Annotated in this window: 13 protein-coding genes and 3 tRNA genes; 11 read left to right on the top strand and 5 right to left on the bottom strand. The window is 61.0% G+C overall.

What is annotated here, in order from left to right; translation table 11 throughout:
* Nucleotide 1 precedes the first annotated feature (1 nt).
* On the top strand, nt 2–1,177 hold the full coding sequence (locus A6A03_RS05105; RefSeq protein ID WP_066784311.1) for a gluconeogenesis factor YvcK family protein: 1,176 nt from the start codon (nt 2–4) through the stop codon (nt 1,175–1,177).
* A 361-nt stretch (nt 1,178–1,538) separates the two neighbouring features.
* On the opposite strand, the gene A6A03_RS05100 is transcribed toward A6A03_RS05105, so the two are convergent.
* The 5 genes from A6A03_RS05100 to A6A03_RS05080 form a co-directional block, all read right to left on the bottom strand.
* Nucleotides 1,539–3,956 (bottom strand): SGNH/GDSL hydrolase family protein, encoded by a 2,418-nt coding sequence (locus tag A6A03_RS05100; RefSeq protein WP_066784308.1) that lies wholly within the window; start codon nt 3,954–3,956, stop codon nt 1,539–1,541.
* Nucleotides 3,957–4,011: 55 nt separating this feature from the next.
* The gene (locus tag A6A03_RS05095) at nt 4,012–5,964 is read right to left on the bottom strand and encodes a polysaccharide biosynthesis protein (RefSeq protein ID WP_066784305.1); all 1,953 of its coding nucleotides are present in this window, start codon (nt 5,962–5,964) and stop codon (nt 4,012–4,014) included.
* A gap of 183 nt (nt 5,965–6,147) precedes the next feature.
* Nucleotides 6,148–7,317, bottom strand: a complete 1,170-nt coding sequence (locus A6A03_RS05090) for a DegT/DnrJ/EryC1/StrS family aminotransferase (protein WP_066784299.1) — start codon at nt 7,315–7,317, stop codon at nt 6,148–6,150.
* A 43-nt stretch (nt 7,318–7,360) separates the two neighbouring features.
* Nucleotides 7,361–7,993 carry an acetyltransferase gene (locus A6A03_RS05085; RefSeq protein WP_066784657.1) on the bottom strand — a complete coding sequence of 211 codons (633 nt, stop codon included), beginning with the start codon at nt 7,991–7,993 and terminating at the stop codon, nt 7,361–7,363.
* A 659-nt stretch (nt 7,994–8,652) separates the two neighbouring features.
* Nucleotides 8,653–9,297 (bottom strand): sugar transferase, encoded by a 645-nt coding sequence (locus tag A6A03_RS05080; protein WP_066784296.1) that lies wholly within the window; start codon nt 9,295–9,297, stop codon nt 8,653–8,655.
* Between the two features lie 220 nt (nt 9,298–9,517).
* On the opposite strand from A6A03_RS05080, the gene A6A03_RS05075 reads away from it, so the two are divergent.
* From A6A03_RS05075 to ptsP, 10 genes are all read left to right on the top strand, one after another.
* Nucleotides 9,518–11,296: a BACON domain-containing protein gene (locus A6A03_RS05075; RefSeq protein ID WP_066784292.1), complete on the top strand. Its 1,779-nt coding sequence runs from the start codon at nt 9,518–9,520 to the stop codon at nt 11,294–11,296.
* An 83-nt stretch (nt 11,297–11,379) separates the two neighbouring features.
* Entirely contained in the window at nt 11,380–11,826 is a 447-nt protein-coding gene (gene rplI / locus A6A03_RS05070; protein ID WP_066784287.1) for a 50S ribosomal protein L9, read from the top strand.
* Nucleotides 11,827–11,935: 109 nt separating this feature from the next.
* Nucleotides 11,936–13,288 (top strand): replicative DNA helicase, encoded by a 1,353-nt coding sequence (dnaB, locus tag A6A03_RS05065; RefSeq protein WP_066784284.1) that lies wholly within the window; start codon nt 11,936–11,938, stop codon nt 13,286–13,288.
* Between the two features lie 184 nt (nt 13,289–13,472).
* A tRNA-Trp gene (locus tag A6A03_RS05060) sits at nt 13,473–13,548 on the top strand.
* 23 nt (nt 13,549–13,571) lie between these two features.
* Nucleotides 13,572–13,665 (top strand) — tRNA-Ser (locus A6A03_RS05055).
* A gap of 10 nt (nt 13,666–13,675) precedes the next feature.
* Nucleotides 13,676–13,765: transfer RNA gene (locus tag A6A03_RS05050), tRNA-Ser, on the top strand.
* A gap of 256 nt (nt 13,766–14,021) precedes the next feature.
* The gene (gene dhaL, locus A6A03_RS05045; protein ID WP_066784654.1) at nt 14,022–14,669 is read left to right on the top strand and encodes a dihydroxyacetone kinase subunit DhaL; all 648 of its coding nucleotides are present in this window, start codon (nt 14,022–14,024) and stop codon (nt 14,667–14,669) included.
* Complete coding sequence (gene dhaM, locus A6A03_RS05040; protein WP_066784279.1) at nt 14,666–15,058, top strand: dihydroxyacetone kinase phosphoryl donor subunit DhaM; 393 nt, start codon at nt 14,666–14,668, stop codon at nt 15,056–15,058. Before dhaL ends, dhaM begins: the two co-directional genes overlap by 4 nt.
* Before the next feature lie 4 nt (nt 15,059–15,062).
* On the top strand, nt 15,063–15,335 hold the full coding sequence (locus A6A03_RS05035) for an HPr family phosphocarrier protein (protein ID WP_066784277.1): 273 nt from the start codon (nt 15,063–15,065) through the stop codon (nt 15,333–15,335).
* A gap of 12 nt (nt 15,336–15,347) precedes the next feature.
* Nucleotides 15,348–17,012 carry a phosphoenolpyruvate--protein phosphotransferase gene (ptsP, locus tag A6A03_RS05030; RefSeq protein WP_066784275.1) on the top strand — a complete coding sequence of 555 codons (1,665 nt, stop codon included), beginning with the start codon at nt 15,348–15,350 and terminating at the stop codon, nt 17,010–17,012.
* Nucleotides 17,013–17,040: the final 28 nt, after the last annotated feature.

Here is a 17,040-nt window from a genome sequence, read left to right as displayed (position 1 = left end):
CATGAAACAGATCATCAATCGTCTGAGCGCACTGCGCCAGTTGCTCCCCTCGCTCTCGCTCACCTTTGCCGGGATCGTGTTGCTGTCGCTTGGGGTGGCGTATCTCTTCATTCACGCCTATCGTACCGTTGAAGGGCTGCCCGAAGTGGTGTGGTGGCTCACCCTGCAATTTCTGCCGCGCCCATTGCGCGGCATATTGTTGCTTGGCGTGGGCCTGTTTGTGCTGGCCGGCGGCATCTGGCAGTTGAGCGGAGTTGTCGTGATCCCCCGTCCGAGCCAATTACCCGCCGATGGCGAACTGGTGTTAGGCTACGACCGCGCCAAACGACCGCGCCGGATTGCGGTGGTTTCGGGTGGCGCCGGCATGCTGGTGTTATCGAGCTTGAGCGAACAGGTTGATCGCATGACCTGCATCGTGCCGGTCACCGATCCGGTCGAATATTATTACCGGGCATCGGGGTTGCTCAATCAACCAAATGTCTATTACGTGGTGCCAACCCCGGTGCCGCTCGAAGTCATCGCCGAACTTGATGACGGTACGCTAATCGATGTGCGGCATATCTATTTGCATCCCGAATTGGCCGAGCGGCGAGTGCAACACCTGCGTCTGACCCAAGCCGATCCGCCGCCGCTGACGCGAGTGGCGATCGAATCGTTGCACGAGGCGGATGCGATCGTGTTGGGGCCGGGCAGCCTGTTCGAGAGCATTCTGCCCAACTTTCTGTTAGCTGAATTTGCTGAGGCAGTGCGAGCCAGCCCTGCGAAAAAGATTTTCGTCTGCAATCTGATGACCGAGCCGGGCCGCACGACCGGCTTTCGGGTTGCCGACCATATTCGCGCCATCAAAGAATACGCTGGCATTACTCCGGATTACGTGCTGGTCAATGCCCAGCGGATCGATCCTGAAACGACGCGCATCTATGCCGCTGCGAATCAGACGCCGGTCTACCTCGATCCGGGAGATTACGAAGAGCTAGCGGCGCTACCCGGCGATACGCACGGCCAGCGCGGCGTGATCATCGAGGGCAGCATGGTGATTGAAACCGATCTCGCAGCGGCGGTGATCCAATACACCACCTCGCTCGATAATCCCCAGCAGAGCCGGGCCGTGCGGGTGTTGCGCCACGATGGCCAAAAGCTGGCCGCGGCGCTGCTCGAATTGCTGCGCCGGGTGTAACGAGGGCGAAATGAGGTCGAAATTGGTTGCCTCGTGCCCATTTGACCACATCTGTGGCAGGGGTTTGGCGATGGGCAGAATACATGAGCGCAGACACCATTGATGGCGTTGGGATGCGCCGTTTCACCCTCACCCCCCGCCTCTCTCCCACTGGCGCGGGAGAGAGGAGCACAATGCCGAGCTTTAAGGTATCACACAGCGGTCAATGATTGTGATCGGTCAGGTGTTCTATCCCCCTCTTGAATGTGGTAGGGAGCGGTGGACGCAGATGGGGATAGATCGATACCTCGCGCAGGCTGTGGTCAAATAGCGATCGGCAATCACCGTCCTATCCGTGATGATCTGTGTCCTTGCCTCATCATCACCGGTTAACCAGCGGAATGTAGATCGGTACTGGCGTGCTTTGACTCGGAGGCGCGCTTCCCGGTGTCGGGCTGGCGGTTAAGGTAGCCGTTGGGCTGGCAGTCAAGGTAGCCGTTGGGCTGGCAGTCAAGGTAGCCGTTGGGCTGGCGGTTAAGGTAGCCGTTGGGCTGGCGGTTAAGGTAGCCGTTGGGCTGGCGGTTAAGGTAGCCGTTGGGCTGGCGGTCAAGGTGGGTGAAGCAGTGTTTGTCACCGTGGGAATATAGACGGTATTGGTCGGTGTGGGCGAAGGATCAGGCTCGCGGGGCAGATCGGCGCAGAGCACGTTAGCCCACAACTCGGCCATCGCACTGAAACCGGCGGCATTGGGATGGATATTGTCGGCGCTGCCGTTACTGGGGTTCACCGTAATGATTTGGCTCTGATTGGTGGCGAAATAGCTATAAAAATCGGGGCCAAGCCGGATTGGGGCGCTGTCATCAAGTTCATCAACCAGCTCGCCAATGCTCTGATTAAAGGTCTGCGTGGTGGCGCGGCGGGTAGCGGCTTGGGATGCCGTGCCGTCATTCCGCCATGGCAAGCGCGCAACCCAGAGCGCGAGGCTGGGCCGGTCTTGGCGCAAGGCGGTGACAACGGCCCGCAGATCCTCTTTGTACACGCTAGCCGGCATGAGGTTGTTGTAGAGATTGGTGGTTGACACGGCGGTGGCATCGTTCGTACCCACTTGCAACAACACCTGCTCGGCGCCGAGATCGGCGATGTGTTGGCGGTAAATAGCCGCTTTGCCTAACACATTCATATAGCCGTTCACGCCGATCCGGTCTGAACCGGTGGTATTGCCGTAGAGATCGCGCGCTGCGCGGATGCCGCTAAAGCCATCGTTGAGAATGAAGACCGGGCTGTTAAGACATGTGGCCAGCCGATTGTTAAGCTCGATCTGGTAGCCGGCATAGTAGATATTTTGGTAGCTGGCGCTATCGGTCTGGGTATTATCGGATTGCGGATAGTTGCGGCCATCGGTGCTGCGCGGGTAGCCGCTGTCAGGGGCTGGCGGGTTGGTGAAGGGGTAGCCGTCGCTTGATCCGGTGAGGCTTGATCCCGGCGGTAGGCGATAAAAGCCCCACTTGCCGGCAGTGATCGAGTCGCCGATGCTGACGAACACACGACCATACCCCACCGGATTGATGGTGCGGCTGAGCGTTCCCGGCGCGCCGTTCACAAGGATAGTGGCCGTGACGCTATATTCGGCCCGCCGGGGCAGGGTCACTGTTGCCGTGAACCCATCGCCGGCAACGGTGTCATCGCTGGTGTAGGTAAAGCTGGGGCCGCTGACCGTAAAGCGAATCCCATCGAAACCAGCAGGCGGGTCGGTAACGGTTGCCTGTAAGCGTAAGACGGGATCGGTCTGAATGTAAGGAATCTGGAAGACATCTTTGGTTGTCAACGGGCCGGGTGCAGGGGTGGTTCCTGCCGGCAGGTCAGCATCAATGATGAGCATCCCCGTCACCGGATCGAGCGGGCGCGGCGCGCCGTTGGAAGTGAGCATCGCCAGCGCCAGTACCGGTTCAGTTTGTGCTGGGCGAATGGTAAAGGTGCGATTGGCAGCGGAACCGGGCGGGAGCAGGTGGAGATACTGCACGATCAGATCGCCGCTCTCATCGTCATACTCAGCCAGATAATCAACTCCCGGCGCCAGTGTCACCCCGGCGCGCTGCACAAGGGGATCGCCGCCCGTCCAATTGTTCACCCGGAACCGCGGATAGCGCACGACGCCATCCGGCGGCGTAATCGTGAGGGGGCCGGTAGCCGCCAGTCCGGCGTTGCTGCTAGTGGTCACGCCAGCCAATGCCGGTTCAGCCGCCAGTTTGGGCAATTCGTCAACCGCCCATGCGTCGAGGTAGAGTAGCCAGTGTTGGGCAGCCGGCGTGAGCTTCACCGGTTGCAACGCGGCGCCGGCGCTGGCATCAGGAATAAGATGCGGGCCGGTGAGCGTCGCCTTCCCGCCGGTAACATTGATGGCTATTTGTCCGCCGGCCCACACCTCATACGTCATCGCCAAACTACCATACTCATAGCGCACCAAGGCGCGCAGCGGCGACGCGCGCACCAATGCCGGCGGCGCAGATAGCGGCGTACCGGTCGCGGCTTGAACGGTGATCAGCGAGCTGGCTGGAGCAATCAGGTTGCGGTTGCCAGTCGGATCACGGCGCAGATCGCGCCATTCGCTGATGCCCGCTGGCACAAAGACCAGCGCAAACCGTCCGGGCATAGTAATGAGCACGCGGCCATCGGCGGCGATCTGGGCGCTCAACCCGGCAGCCAGCGGCTGGGCTGTCGCCTGCGGCTGGTGATGGCGCGGGAAGATGGCCACACCGATGCAGATGAGCAGCGTGATAATGATGAGACGGCGGACATTCATAGGGTATCACCGGCTGGCAGGGTGTCAGAGTCTCGTCTGCCTACGAACCATCTACCTAATCACTCGCAAGTTGCCGTTTCCACAGCGGCTCTCCCACCGCCTGTTCGCGCGGTTTGGGTTCGGTCATTGGCGCCGGCACCGGTTGCTTGAATGTGGGCACCAGCCGGTGCAACGTGCGCAACACTACTGCGGTATCATCGCGAAATGCAGCGAGTTCGAGAATCCGGATTTGGTCGGCCAACGCCTTTGGCACCAGTTTGGCAGCGTTGTGGGCGATAAAGATCTTCGCATGGCTGGTGCGCTCGTATTCTTCGCCCTCGACAAACAACTCCTCGTAGAGCTTCTCACCGGGGCGCAGACCGGTAAAGACGATATCAATATCACGCCCGACCTGCAATCCCGACAGCTCAATCATATCGCGGGCCAGATCAACGATCCGGATCGGCTCGCCCATATCGAGCACAAACACCTCGCCGCCTTTGCCCAACACTGACGCCTGCAAGGTCAACTGCACCGCTTCGGGAATGGTCATAAAGAAGCGGCGCATGTCGGGATGGGTCACGGTCACTGGCCCGCCGCTCGCGATCTGCTGCTTAAAGGTGAGCACTACCGAGCCGCGTGAACCGAGCACATTGCCGAAGCGCACCGCCACATACGAGCGCCCGCTCTGGCGAGCGGCTTCATGCACCAGCAACTCAGCCACGCGCTTGGTCGCCCCCATGACATTGGTCGGGTTCACCGCCTTATCGCTCGAAATCATCACAAAATGGCTGACATCCACCTGCATTGCCGCGCTGAGCAAGTTGCGGGTGCCGAGCACATTGTTGGTGACCGCTTCAGCGGGATGGAGTTCCATCAGCGGCACATGTTTATGGGCGGCGGCGTGGAACACGATCTCTGGGCGGTACTGCTCAAAGATATACATGATTCGCTCGGCGAAGCGAATATCGGCAATGACGGTCGTCAATTTAGTTGTTGGCGGCGCGATCCGGCGCAGCTCCTGCTCGATGGTGAAGACCGAGTTCTCGCCGTGACCGAGGATGATCAGCTCTTCCGGCTGAGCGCGTAGGATTTGGCGGCAGAGTTCCGAGCCGATTGAACCGCCGCCGCCGGTGACCATCACCCGCTTGCCTTGCAACAGGTTATGCACGGCGGCAATATCGGTTTGCACCGGCGACCGGCGCAAGAGGTCTTCGATTTGCACATTGCGCAATTGGTTGACGCTCACCTTGCCATCGAGCATTTCATAAAGACCGGGCATAATCTTGGTCTTGACGTTGGTGCGTTCGCAGAGTTCGACGATGCTGCGAATATCTTTGCCAGCCGCCGATGGCATCGCAATAATGACGTAATGGGCATTATGCTCGCGAACCAGCCGTGGAATATCGAAGCGATTGCCCAAGACTGGTGCGCCGTAGATGTGCATACCGTGCTTGAGCGGATCGTCGTCAAGGAAACCGACGACTACCATGCCCAATTGGGGATTATCGCGCAGCTCGCGCGCAATCATCGTGCCCGCCGAACCAGCGCCCATAATGAGCACCCGCTGCATCTTGCCGTTTAATTCTCCTTTGCGCTTGCGCTTAAGCGCATCGCGGTGCCAGAGCAAGCGGGCGAGCAAGCGCGGCCCGATGGTTGCCGCTAGCCCGAAGAAGAAGAAAATGATAGGCACCGAACGGGGGACAAGGGCTACGGGCGTAATGCTAGCCACCACAAATGCAACCGGAGTGGTGACGATCATCGCCAGCGATACGGCTGAAATCAGCAGCAACAATTCGTCGATCGAGGCGTAGCGCCAGTAGCGGGAATAGATACCCAACCGTCGGAAGACCAGCAAATGTACTGGCGTCGTAATCACAGTTAGTACGAGCCAGCCAGCTAACGCGGGGCCTGCCGGCACATGATCAAGCCGCACCCAAAAGCTCAAGTATGCTGCCAATGGTAATAGAACGAGATCGAGAAAGAAAAAATAACGATTGCGGATAGGTGATGAGGGAATGAGCTTCAAGCCGGGCTCCTTTCCGGTTGCTGCTACAGGAAAATGCAGCGTTGGTGTGAGGAGGCTGGAAAGGTGAACGCTGCTCATTCGTTGCCGGGCGCTGTTTGCATGCTACGGGTTGTAGGTGAACAAGGGATGTGAACTGCTGCCCCAATGATGAAAATATTGTTAGAATGGGATATATTGTTCCAATTACGCCTGGAGCGCCATCCGTAGGCAGTCTACCACCTCGGCAACCTGCTCTTCGCGCATCACGCTAGAAAACGGCAACGCCAGCGATCGGTCGCCGAGTTGTTCAGTGACCGGAAAATCGCCGCGCTCATAGCCAAACAAATCGCGGTAGAAGGGTTGCAGATGGATTGGCGTAAAATAGGGCCGGCTCGGAATACCGGCGGCGGCTAACCGTTGCATCACGGTATTGCGATCGGCTGGCGGCAGAATCCGCACCACGTAGACAAACCAGCTCATCCGGGTAGTATGCGGGCTGAGCTGAGGCCGTTCGACTAACTCCAGATCGGCCAGTTGTTCGTGATACCATGCGGCCACTTGCGCCCGCCGCGCAATCAACTCTTCGATCCGGTGCAGTTGCACGACGCCGAGCGCTGCGCTCAGTTCGTCGAGCCGGTAGTTGTAGCCGAGGCGGGTGTGGTTGAGCCAAGCATCAAAGACATCGCGTCCCTGATTGCGCAACGAGCGGAAGAGGGCAGCCCAATCATCGTGCCGGGTAACGATCATACCGCCTTCGCCGGTCGTCATCTGTTTGTTGGGATAGAACGCGAAGACCGCCGCATCGCCAAGCGTGCCGGCCATCTGTCCCTTGTAGGTTGAACCGATCGCCTCGCAAGCGTCTTCGATCACGCGCAAGCCGTATTCGGCAGCCACCGTGTTGATGGGATCCATATCGGCAGGCTGGCCGAAAGCGTGGACGGGCATAATTGCTTTGAGTGCGCCGATCGGGCCATGCCGGCGGGGAAGCCAGCGCGCTGCTGCGGCGCCGCCGCGCTTCAGATCGGCGGCGGCTTCAGCAACGAGGGTTGGATCGATGTTGCCAGTGGCCAGATCAACATCGACAAAAACCGGGATCGCCCGTTCGTAGAGGATGCTGTTAGCTGAGGCGATAAATGAGAAGGGGGTGGTGATCACCAGATCGCCATCGCGCGCGCCGGCAGCGATGCAACAGAGGTGTAACCCGCTAGTGCCGGAATTGACCCCGACGGCGTGCGGGAGGCCAACGTACTGGGCCATGGCTTGCTCGAAGGCGACGATCTGGGGCCCGATGCTAAGGTAGTTGGTTTGTAAAACCTGATTGACGGCGGCGATTTCGGCTGCGGTGATGTCGGGTGAAGACATAGGAATGGGCACGGGTGACCTCCTAAATCATTTATGGGACGCACGCCGTGCGTCCTTATAGTGGGCGGGCGGGTACGCCGGCCACCACCGTTTCATCGGCCACATCGCGTTGCACCAACGCGCCAGCACCAGCGACACTCCACGCCCCGACCCGGCGCCGGGGCATCACGATTGCGCCGATCCCGATCAACGCGCCAGCGCCGATGACGACTTCGCCGCCAGTATGGACGCCGGGGGCGAGATGGGCATGATCGCCGATCTGGTTGTGGTGATCAACGGTGCATCCGGTGTTGAGAATCACATTGGCGCCAATGACGCTGCCGGGATTGATGATTGCGCCGGCGCAGATCATCGTGCCGGGACCAATAGTGACACCGGCAGCGATGATTGCCGAGGGATGGATGGCGCTGACTAACTGTTCACCACGCGCTGTCAATTCGATAAAAAGGCGAGCGCGCGTGCGGTTGTCGCCAATGGCGATCACAATCCCGTCGTGCGGTATATCCGCTAGCGCCGTTACCGGCCCTAAGACTGGCAGTCCCAACACTTGTTGGCCGTGCCGGCGCGGGTCGTCGTCGAGATAGCCGATCGGATGGTATTCACCGCCATTGGCTGCTGCCTGCGAGAGGATATCAGCTACTACCTGAGCGTGTCCGCCGGCGCCGATGATGAGAATGCGTTGAGCCATAAGCAAGATAATAGTGATCAGTGCTTGTGTAGTATGGTAACACGCTGGCGGGCCGGTGCGCATGGAGGGCGGGCGGCTCGCCCGCAGCGGCTGGCGGCGGCTTGCGCCCCGTTGCCCTGATGGCGGGCCGGCGGCCCGCGCCCCGTGCTCATGACGACACGCCTGCGTGGAGGGCGGGCGGCTCGCCCGCAGCGGCTGGCGGCGGCTTGCGCCCCGTTGCCCTGATGGCGGGCCGGCGGCTTGCGCCCCGTGCTCATGACGACACGCCCGCGTGGATTGCGGGCGGCTCGCCCGCAGCGACTGGTGGCGGGCCGGCGGCCCGCGCCCCGTGCTCATGACGACACGCCTGCGTGGAGGGCGGGCGGCTCGCCCGCAGCGGCTGGTGGCGGGCCGGCGGCTTGCGCCCCGTGCTCATGACGACACGCCTGCGTGGAGGGCGGGCGGCTCGCCCGCAGCGGCTGGCGGCGGCTTGCACCCCGTTGCCCTGATGGCGGGCCGGCGGCCCGCGCCCCGTGCTCATGACGATACGCCTGCGTGGAGGGCGGGCGGCTCGCCCGCAGCGGCTGGCGGCGGGCCGGCGGCTTGCGCCCCGTGCTCATGACGACACGCCTGCGTGGAGCGCGGGCGGCTCGCCCGCAGCGGCTTGCCCGCGCCCCATCCTAATCACTACTCGCCAGTTGTGGCTGCGCGGGCGGCAATGGCGGCGTTCCCATAAACTCTTCGGCAGTGGCGTGGCCCGGTTGGCTGATCCCTTCGCGTTTGAACACCTTCCAAAGCGTAAGCGCAAGAATCTTCAAATCAAGCCATAGTGACAACTGATCGACGTACTGTGTATCGTAGGCAAACTTTTCCTCCCACGAGAGGGCATTGCGCCCGTTGATCTGCGCTAAACCAGTGATACCCGGCAAGACCTCGTGCCGGCGCCGCTGTTCCGGGGTGTAGCGTTCGAGATACTGCATCAGCAGTGGGCGCGGCCCGACCAGACTCATTTCGCCACGCAGCACGCAGAACAGTTCGGGCAGTTCATCGAGGCTGGTGCTGCGCAAAAACCGGCCAAATGGCGTCAACCGTTGTTCGTCGGGCAACAGCCGGCCCTGCGCATCGCGCGCATCGGTCATGGTACGGAACTTGAGCATCACAAATGGGCGGCCATGCAAGCCGGGCCGGCGCTGGCGGAAGAACACGCCGCGACCGAGCTTGATCCGCACGAACAATGCAATGATCGCCATCACGGGTGCGAGCATGATCAGCGCTGGAATCACAATGATCAGATCGAGCAGACGTTTCCCGTATCGGCGATACATAAGCGGCTCCTTCAACGAGGTTTTTACGGGACGTTGCTATCGTAGCGGGCGAAGATGTCAGTTGGATGACAGGGAGTGGTGTAACTGGTGACGTTCTGTTATATTGAGCGAGTTTTTGGGGAGATGCGCTAAGTTTCTCACTGGTTACAGTTTTCTATTACACTGCTGTTTGGAAGGTTGCACACGTCATTGATCTCCTTGCTATTGATGGGTTCCGGTTATGCGTCACCTCTTATTTTGGCGACCGGTTTTGCTCATTGTCGCCTTGCTCCTTGCAGTTTGGCCAATTGCCGGTTTGGCCGCCCCCGGCCAACCGCCCCGCCTGACCACGTTCGGGATGAATACCTACTTCAGCGGCTTGGAACGGTTGCCGCAGAACCGCAACGATGATCTGGCAGCATTGATCAACGCCACGCGCGAACTTGGCGCCGAGTGGGTGCGCGAAGAGATCAGTTGGGCTAATCTTGAGCCGCGCAAAGGAACCTTTACGTGGGGATTGATGGATGCCGCGCTGGCGCAGGCGGCGAATGGTGGGTTCGGCATTGTCGGGATGCTGCTGACGACGCCGGGGTGGGCGCGGGTCGCTGATTGCGGCAGCCGGATCACGCGCAACGGCGGCTCGCTCGACTACTGGTGCCCGCCAGCTAACCCGCAAGATTTCGCCGATTTTGTCCGCGCGGCGGTCGAACGTTACGATGGCGATGGTTTTAACGACGCTCCCGGTTCGCCAAGGGTGGCGGTGTGGCAGATTTGGAATGAACCGAATCATTGGGAGACTTGGCCGGGTGAAGCAAACGAATACGGCGCGTTGCTGGCGGCGGGGTATGCTGCGGCCAAAGAGGCTGATCCAACAGCGATTGTCGCGACCGGCGGCGTCTACGTGTTTGATGGCTATTGGCGCACGGAAGGCAATCGTGACGGGCTTGAATTTCTCGGTGCGGCGTTTGCGGCGGTTCCTGCTGCCCAAACCAGCTTTGATGCGCTGGCGATTCATCCCTTTATGCCTGATACCGCTCCGGATCGGGTTGGCTTGTACGGCTTGGTCTCACTGTGGGGGCGGATCAGCAATGCCCGTGGCTGGCTCGATTCCCAGCGCGGGCCACATGTGCCGCTCTGGATCAGTGAACTGGGGTGGTCGACCTGCACGTCTACTGAAGCCGTTTGTCGCAGCGAGCAAGAGCAAGCTGATTGGCTGGTGCGCAGCCACGGGATCGCGCTCGCGTTAGGCGTACAACATATTAACTGGTTCCAGCTTGAAGATAAGTTTGATAGCCCAGCCAGTGATTTGTGGGGGAACGCTGCACTGTTGCGCAATCGGAGCCAAGGCTATGCCCGCAAGCCTGCCGCCGACGCATACGCTATGCTCACGGCGCAGCTTGGCAGGGCGCTGTTTATTGGCTTTGGGCCATTACATAGCTATGTCCATCAGAACAACGCCCTTATCCCCGCCGCCCACTACCACCTCCGCTTCCAGACCGCGACCGGCGCGCTGGTTGATCTGTTGTGGACGACCGGCAACGCCGAGACGCGCACCATACCGCTGGAGGCCGGTCGCAGCGCGCAACTGCTCAGCCGTGACGGCGTGGTGCTGCCGCAAACGATCAGTGGCGGGCAGGCCCAAATCCCGCTCAGTGGCACGCCGGTCTATCTGCGCCAAGATACGCCGGCGCAATTGGCAGTTGCGCCGGCAAGTGTGAACATTCCAATGCTAGCGACCGATCCGGCGACGAGCTACGCGCTGGTGGTGCAGAATCTGGGTTCGGCCAGCATCAATTGGACGGCGAGCGGCAGCGCGAGCTGGTTCACGCTCGAAACGACCAGCGGTAGCGGCCATACGAGCATATTGCGCTACCGGGTTAATCCAGCCGGCCTGACGCCGGGCAACTACACCGTCACGCTCACGGTCAACGCCGGCAGCGCCGGCACGCAAAGCATCCCCATCACTTTGCGCGTGGTGACAACGCTCTATCGCACCTATACGCCGGTGATCTATCGTTGACGATCCACGCCGGGTCATGGTAAGATAAAGGCCGTTGCTTATAACCGGTGTAGGTAAAGGAGAGCGCCGTGAGCGCAAAGAAAATGAAAGTATTGCTCGTGCAAGATGTTGATCATCTGGGCAAAGCGGGCGAAATCAAAGATGTGAGCGGCGGTTTTGGCCGTAACTATCTGCTGCCGAAGGGGTTTGCCGTGCTGGCGACCAAGAGCCAGATCAAGCAAGCCGAAGAGCGGTTGGCCGCGCAGCGGCGTAAGGCCGAGGCGGCGCGCAAAGATGCCGAGGCGTTGGCCGCCAAGCTGGCTGAGCTGACGCTGACCTTTGTGGTCAAGGTCGGCGAGCAAGAGCGGCTGTACGGTTCGGTGACCAATGCCGATATTGCCGCCAAGCTGCACGAAGTGGCCGGCATCGAAATCGACCGGCGCAAGATCGCGCTCGAAGATCCGATCAAGCGCACCGGCGAGTATGAGGTTCCGGTCGAACTTGCCAGCGGGGTTTCGGCCACGCTCAAGGTTGTCGTGGTTGGCGAATAACCGTCCGCGCAACGTTCAACAGTACCTCTTGCCAATGTGCCGCACATTGCGGCACATTGGCGTTTTATCCAGATGATGTGGATAACCGGTGGGCAACGGGGGGAAAACGGTGGACAAGCGGGAAGATCGCCTCGAACGCAGCGTACCGTTTGATTTGCAGGCCGAGCGGGCCACGCTCGGCTCGATCTTGCTCGAACGTGACGCCATTATCGCGGTCGCCGGCTGGCTCCCTTCCGAATATTTCTACCTCGAAAAGCATGCGCTGATCTACGAAGCGATGCTGGCGTGCTACAACCGGCGCGAACCCGCCGATCTAGCGACCGTCGCCGCCGAATTGCGCCGGCGCGGCCAGCTTGAGCTGATCGGCGGCATTACTATGTTGAGCGAGCTGGTCACCGAGGTGCCGACCGCCGTTCATATCGAATACTATGCCCGCATCGTCGAGCGCACGGCCCTGCTGCGCCGCTTGATCGAAGCCGGCGGGCGGATTGCGGCCATGGGGTACGACGAAGCGAGCGATCTGGAAGAGACGCTCGACCGGGCCGAAGCCGAGCTGTTCGCTGTCTCGCAACGGCGCAACAATCAGGATTTCGTCCACATTGGCCGCGTGGTCAATACCCTCTTTGCCCAGATCGAGTCGATGCAAGAGCGGCGCGGCGAGGTGATCGGCGTACCAACTGGCTACCACGATCTCGATGAGCTGACCGGCGGCTTGCAACCGAGCGACCTGATCATTCTTGCGGCCCGGCCCAGTGTCGGCAAGACCTCGCTTGCCCTCTCGCTGGCGTATAACGTCGCCTTCCAAGCCAACGGTACGGTAGCCATCTTTAGCCTTGAGATGAGCCGCGAGCAGTTGGTGCAGCGCATGCTGGCTATGCATACCGGCATTGACATGCAGCGGCTGCGCACCGGCAATCTGCGCGGCGAAGAGCTAAGCTTGGCGATCGAGGGGTTAGGCGTGCTGTCTGAGCTGCCGATCTATATCGAAGACACTCCCGGCCTCAGCATTACCGACGTGCGCGCGCGCGCGCGCCGCCTGCACAGCGAAGTAGGCATCACGCTGGTAATGATCGACTATCTGCAACTGATGTCAGGCCGCCGCACCGACAACCGCGTCCAAGAGGTGAGCGATATCAGCCGCGGCCTCAAGGCGCTGGCTCGCGAACTCAACGTGCCGGTGATCGCGCTCTCGCAGCTCTCGCGCGCAGTCGAAGGCCGCCAGAGCCACGTGCCGATGCTCAGCGACCTGCGCGAGTCAGGCTCGATCGAGCAAGATGCCGACATCGTGATGTTCATCTATCGCGAAGAGTTGTACGACAAAGAGACCGACAAGAAGGGGATTGCCGAGATACACATTGCCAAGCACCGTAACGGCCCGCTCGGCATCATCCCGCTCCGCTTTGAGTCGCGCACCACCCGCTTCCAGAACCTCGAACGCTATCATGCGCCAGAGGGGTATTGATGTGGTTGAGCGAACGACATTCCTCACTGCCGCCGCTCGCGGCGGCAAGGCAGCGTGAGCGTGCGGACACTATGGAGTGCGGCAGTCCCACTGCCGTATGTCACGTCGGCAATCTAACGGTGGCGCTTTCCGCCCTTCCCGCTCTTGCCAAAATTGGCCGGATATGGTAGGATATAAGGCGCGAAGGCGGGTAGCTCAATTGGCAGAGCAGTGGCCTCCAAATCCACCGGTTGCAGGTTCAAGTCCTGTCCCGCCTGCCATTTTTTATGCCGGCCAGCCAAGCGGGGGCGTGGCAGAGTCCGGTTTATTGCGTCGGTCTTGAAAACCGAAGGACGTAGCAATGCGTCCCGTGGGTTCGAATCCCACCGCCCCCTCCAGTCGTGTAATGGGGAGGTCGCATAGTGGCCTAGTGCGGCGGTTTGCTAAACCGCTAGGGGGGCAACCCCCTCGAGGGTTCGAATCCCTCCCTCCCCGCCAAGATCGCCCGCAGATCATCTGCGGGCGATTACTATTCATGCCTAGGCGGGATGTTTCAGGATTGCAACAAAAAAGGCGAACTGGCCCGGCCATTCTCCCTTGATCCAACACGCGGCATGGTCTAGCATACAACAGAAGCAGCTCGTTTGCCGACCTACAGCCGCGCTAGCCAACCAGTTTTGGCCGACCAGAGTCGGTTTTGGTTGTACGCACAACCTGTCAATCACTGCATCACGATGATATGAGCGAGGCAACGATGCCAATCACGGTAGAACACGTCACGCATTTTCTCACGGCGGCGGCGGAGCTGATACACGCCCACCGCGATGAGCTGACTTCGCTTGATGCTGCGATCGGCGATGCCGATCACGGCGCGAACCTCGATCGTGGTTTCGCCGCAGTGATTGCCCGCCTGCCGACGGTGGCCGATAAAGATATCGGTACCGTGCTAAAGACCACCGGTATGACCATCGTTTCGACCGTTGGCGGCGCATCGGGGCCGTTGTACGGCACGGCCTTTGTCCGGGCCGGGATGGCGCTGGCCGATCGCCACGAGATGAGCGCCGAAGATGTGGTGTTGGCGCTCGAAGCGGCGTTAGACGGGATTGTGGCGCGGGGTAAGGCCCAACCCGGCGAAAAGACGATGGTTGACGCGCTGGTTCCGGCTCTTGAAGCCTTGCGCGCCGCATTGGCCGCAGGCCGTTCGCTGGGGCGGGCGGTGCAGGCGGCGGCAGCGGCGGCGGAAGCCGGCGCGCAGGCAACGATCCCAATGCTGGCAATGAAGGGGCGCGCTTCATACCTCGGCGAGCGCAGTATTGGCCATCAAGATCCGGGGGCTACCTCAACGGCATATTTGTTGCGGGCGCTAGCGATGACGTGTAGCCGCAATGAGGAGGAGGCATGATTGGACTTCTGATCGTCTCGCATAGCGCGCGACTCGCCGAAGGCGTGCAAGAGTTTGTCGGGCAGATTGGTGGCGACCAGATTCCGATTGTCGCCGCCGGCGGCGCCAGTGATGGTTCGCTGGGTACAAGTGTGGAACGGATCTTGGCCGGCCTCGAACAGTTGCGGGCCGCTGATGGCATTCTAGCGTTGGTTGATCTAGGCAGCGCGGTGATGAGTGTCGAAACGGCGCTCGAACACTTTTCCGGTCCGCCCGTTCAGATTAGCAATGCGCCATTAGTCGAGGGCGCTTATTTGGCGGCGGTTGAGGCCTCGAATGCGGAAGCGACGTTGGCACAAGTGGCGGCGGCGGCATTACAAGCGCGTGAGTTGATGAAAGTCTATGAGTAGCGGTATGACTGAAGTCGTTTTGACGGTCAATAACCCGGTTGGTTTGCATGCCCGTCCGGCGAAGGTGTTTGTTGAGACCGTCCGGGCTTACAAAAGCACGGTGACCATTCAAAATCTGAGCCGGCCCCAAACGAAAGAGGTTCCGGTGACGGCCTTTAATCTCTTGCAGATTGGGGTTCGTCAAGGTCATCAGATTCGCCTGCGCGCCAGTGGCGAGGATGAGGCGGAAGTGATTGCGGCGCTGACCAAGCTGGTTGAAGAGAATTTTGGCGAGTAGCGGCGAGGCGGTATGGGTGTGGTGCTGCAAGGAGCAGGCGGTGCGGCTGGATTGGCGTTCGGGCCGGCCTATCGGTGGCAACGGGCAGCGGTGGCGGTTGACCCGCCGCACGAGCCACCTGATGCAGCGCTCGCCCGGTTCCATGCTGCGCAGCGGGCCGCTGCTAGCCGGTTGCGCGCGCTGGCGGAACGCCAACGGGCTTCTGGTCTCCGTGAGGCCGATCTGTTCGATGCGCAGGCGCTATTGGTGGAAGATGAAACGTTGACTGATGGCGTCACCGCGCTGGTGCTCGAGGGCGAACCGCTGACGCAGGCGATTCAAACCGTTGTCGCCCAAATGCAGGCCGTGCTGGCCGAACTAGATGACCCGTATTTGCGCGAGCGGGCGGCTGATATGGCGGCGGTCGGTCTTGAATTGCTACGCGCGCTGGCCGGCGATCAAGCGTCGCCAACTATTCCGCCCGGTGCAATTATTGTCGCCGATGATTTGACCCCGGCTGAAACGGTTGATTTGCCCCATCACGTAGCGGGGTTTGCCACCGCCGGTGGTGGCCCGACCGGCCATACCATCATTCTGGCCCGCGCGCGTGGGGTGCCGGCGGTCGTTGGGGTAGGCGAGGCGATCTTGCATGTGCCAGATGGAACGAGTCTGTTGGTTGATGGCGATGCGGCGACGGTGTTGATCGATCCTGATGAGGCAGCGTTACAGGCGGCGCAAGAACGCATAGCGGCATTGCAGGCCGCCCGGCAGCGGCGCGCGGCGTTGCGCGATCGGTCCGGCCAGTTGCGCGATGGCCGCCCGGTGGCGTTGTGGGCCAATATTGGCCGTCCGGCTGAGGCCCGGCTGGCGCGGGAGCACGGCGCAGAAGGGGTTGGGTTGTTTCGCACCGAGTTTCTCTTCCTCGATCGAGCAACGCCGCCTGATGAAGATGAGCAATACGCTGCCTATCGGGCGGTGTTGGCTGAATTGCCGGATTGTCCGATTGTGATCCGGACGCTTGATATTGGCGGTGATAAGCCGTTGCCGTACCTGCCGTTACCGCCCGAAGCGAATCCGTTCCTCGGCGTGCGCGGGTTACGGCTCTCGATGCAACGGCCTGATCTCTTCCAAACCCAATTGCGCGCTTTGCTGCGCGTGGCTGTCCATGGTGATATCTGGATTATGCTGCCGATGGTGGCGACACCGGCTGATCTGGCGTGGGCGCGCGCGCAATTGGGGGAAGCAGCAGCGGCGCTCGCCGCCGCAGGGGTTGATCATCGCCCCGATCCGCCGTTGGGGGTGATGATTGAGACGCCGGCAGCGGTAGTGTTGGCCGATCAATTGGCTCGTCAGGCGGCTTTTTTCAGTATTGGCAGTAACGATCTGGCCCAGTATACGCTCGCCGTCGATCGTGGCCATGCCACGCTGGCAGCGCGTTATCGCGCCGATGATCCGGCGGTATGGCGGATGATCGAATTGGCTGCGCGCGCTGCGCGGCAAGCTGGTATTCCGATAGGGATCTGCGGCGAACTGGGGGGCGATCCGAACGCAGCGCCAGCGTTGGCCGGCTTGGGTCTCGACGAGTTAAGTATGGCGCCGGCTAGCATTCCAGCCGTCAAAGAACGATTGGCGCAGATCACGTGGGCCGAGGCGCAAGCTGCTGCTGCGCGGGCGCTAGGCGCAGAGGAGCAGGGGTAGGGGGATTGCGAATCTCTCCCTACCCTCT

The organism is Chloroflexus islandicus (assembly GCF_001650695.1).
In the GTDB taxonomy this organism is placed as follows: domain Bacteria; phylum Chloroflexota; class Chloroflexia; order Chloroflexales; family Chloroflexaceae; genus Chloroflexus; species Chloroflexus islandicus.
The sequence above is the reverse complement of the archived record's forward strand: the minus strand, read 5'-3'. Positions and strand labels throughout refer to the sequence as shown.

Coding starts and splice junctions, on each gene's coding strand:
- A6A03_RS05105 (WP_066784311.1), top strand. CDS start 2: ATGAAACAGATCATCAATCGTCTGAGCGCACTGCGCCAGTTGCTCCCC.
- A6A03_RS05100 (WP_066784308.1), bottom strand. CDS start 3,956: ATGAATGTCCGCCGTCTCATCATTATCACGCTGCTCATCTGCATCGGT.
- A6A03_RS05085 (WP_066784657.1), bottom strand. CDS start 7,993: ATGGCTCAACGCATTCTCATCATCGGCGCCGGCGGACACGCTCAGGTA.
- A6A03_RS05080 (WP_066784296.1), bottom strand. CDS start 9,297: ATGTATCGCCGATACGGGAAACGTCTGCTCGATCTGATCATTGTGATT.
- A6A03_RS05075 (WP_066784292.1), top strand. CDS start 9,518: ATGCGTCACCTCTTATTTTGGCGACCGGTTTTGCTCATTGTCGCCTTG.
- rplI (WP_066784287.1), top strand. CDS start 11,380: ATGAAAGTATTGCTCGTGCAAGATGTTGATCATCTGGGCAAAGCGGGC.
- dhaL (WP_066784654.1), top strand. CDS start 14,022: ATGCCAATCACGGTAGAACACGTCACGCATTTTCTCACGGCGGCGGCG.
- dhaM (WP_066784279.1), top strand. CDS start 14,666: ATGATTGGACTTCTGATCGTCTCGCATAGCGCGCGACTCGCCGAAGGC.
- A6A03_RS05035 (WP_066784277.1), top strand. CDS start 15,063: ATGACTGAAGTCGTTTTGACGGTCAATAACCCGGTTGGTTTGCATGCC.
- ptsP (WP_066784275.1), top strand. CDS start 15,348: ATGGGTGTGGTGCTGCAAGGAGCAGGCGGTGCGGCTGGATTGGCGTTC.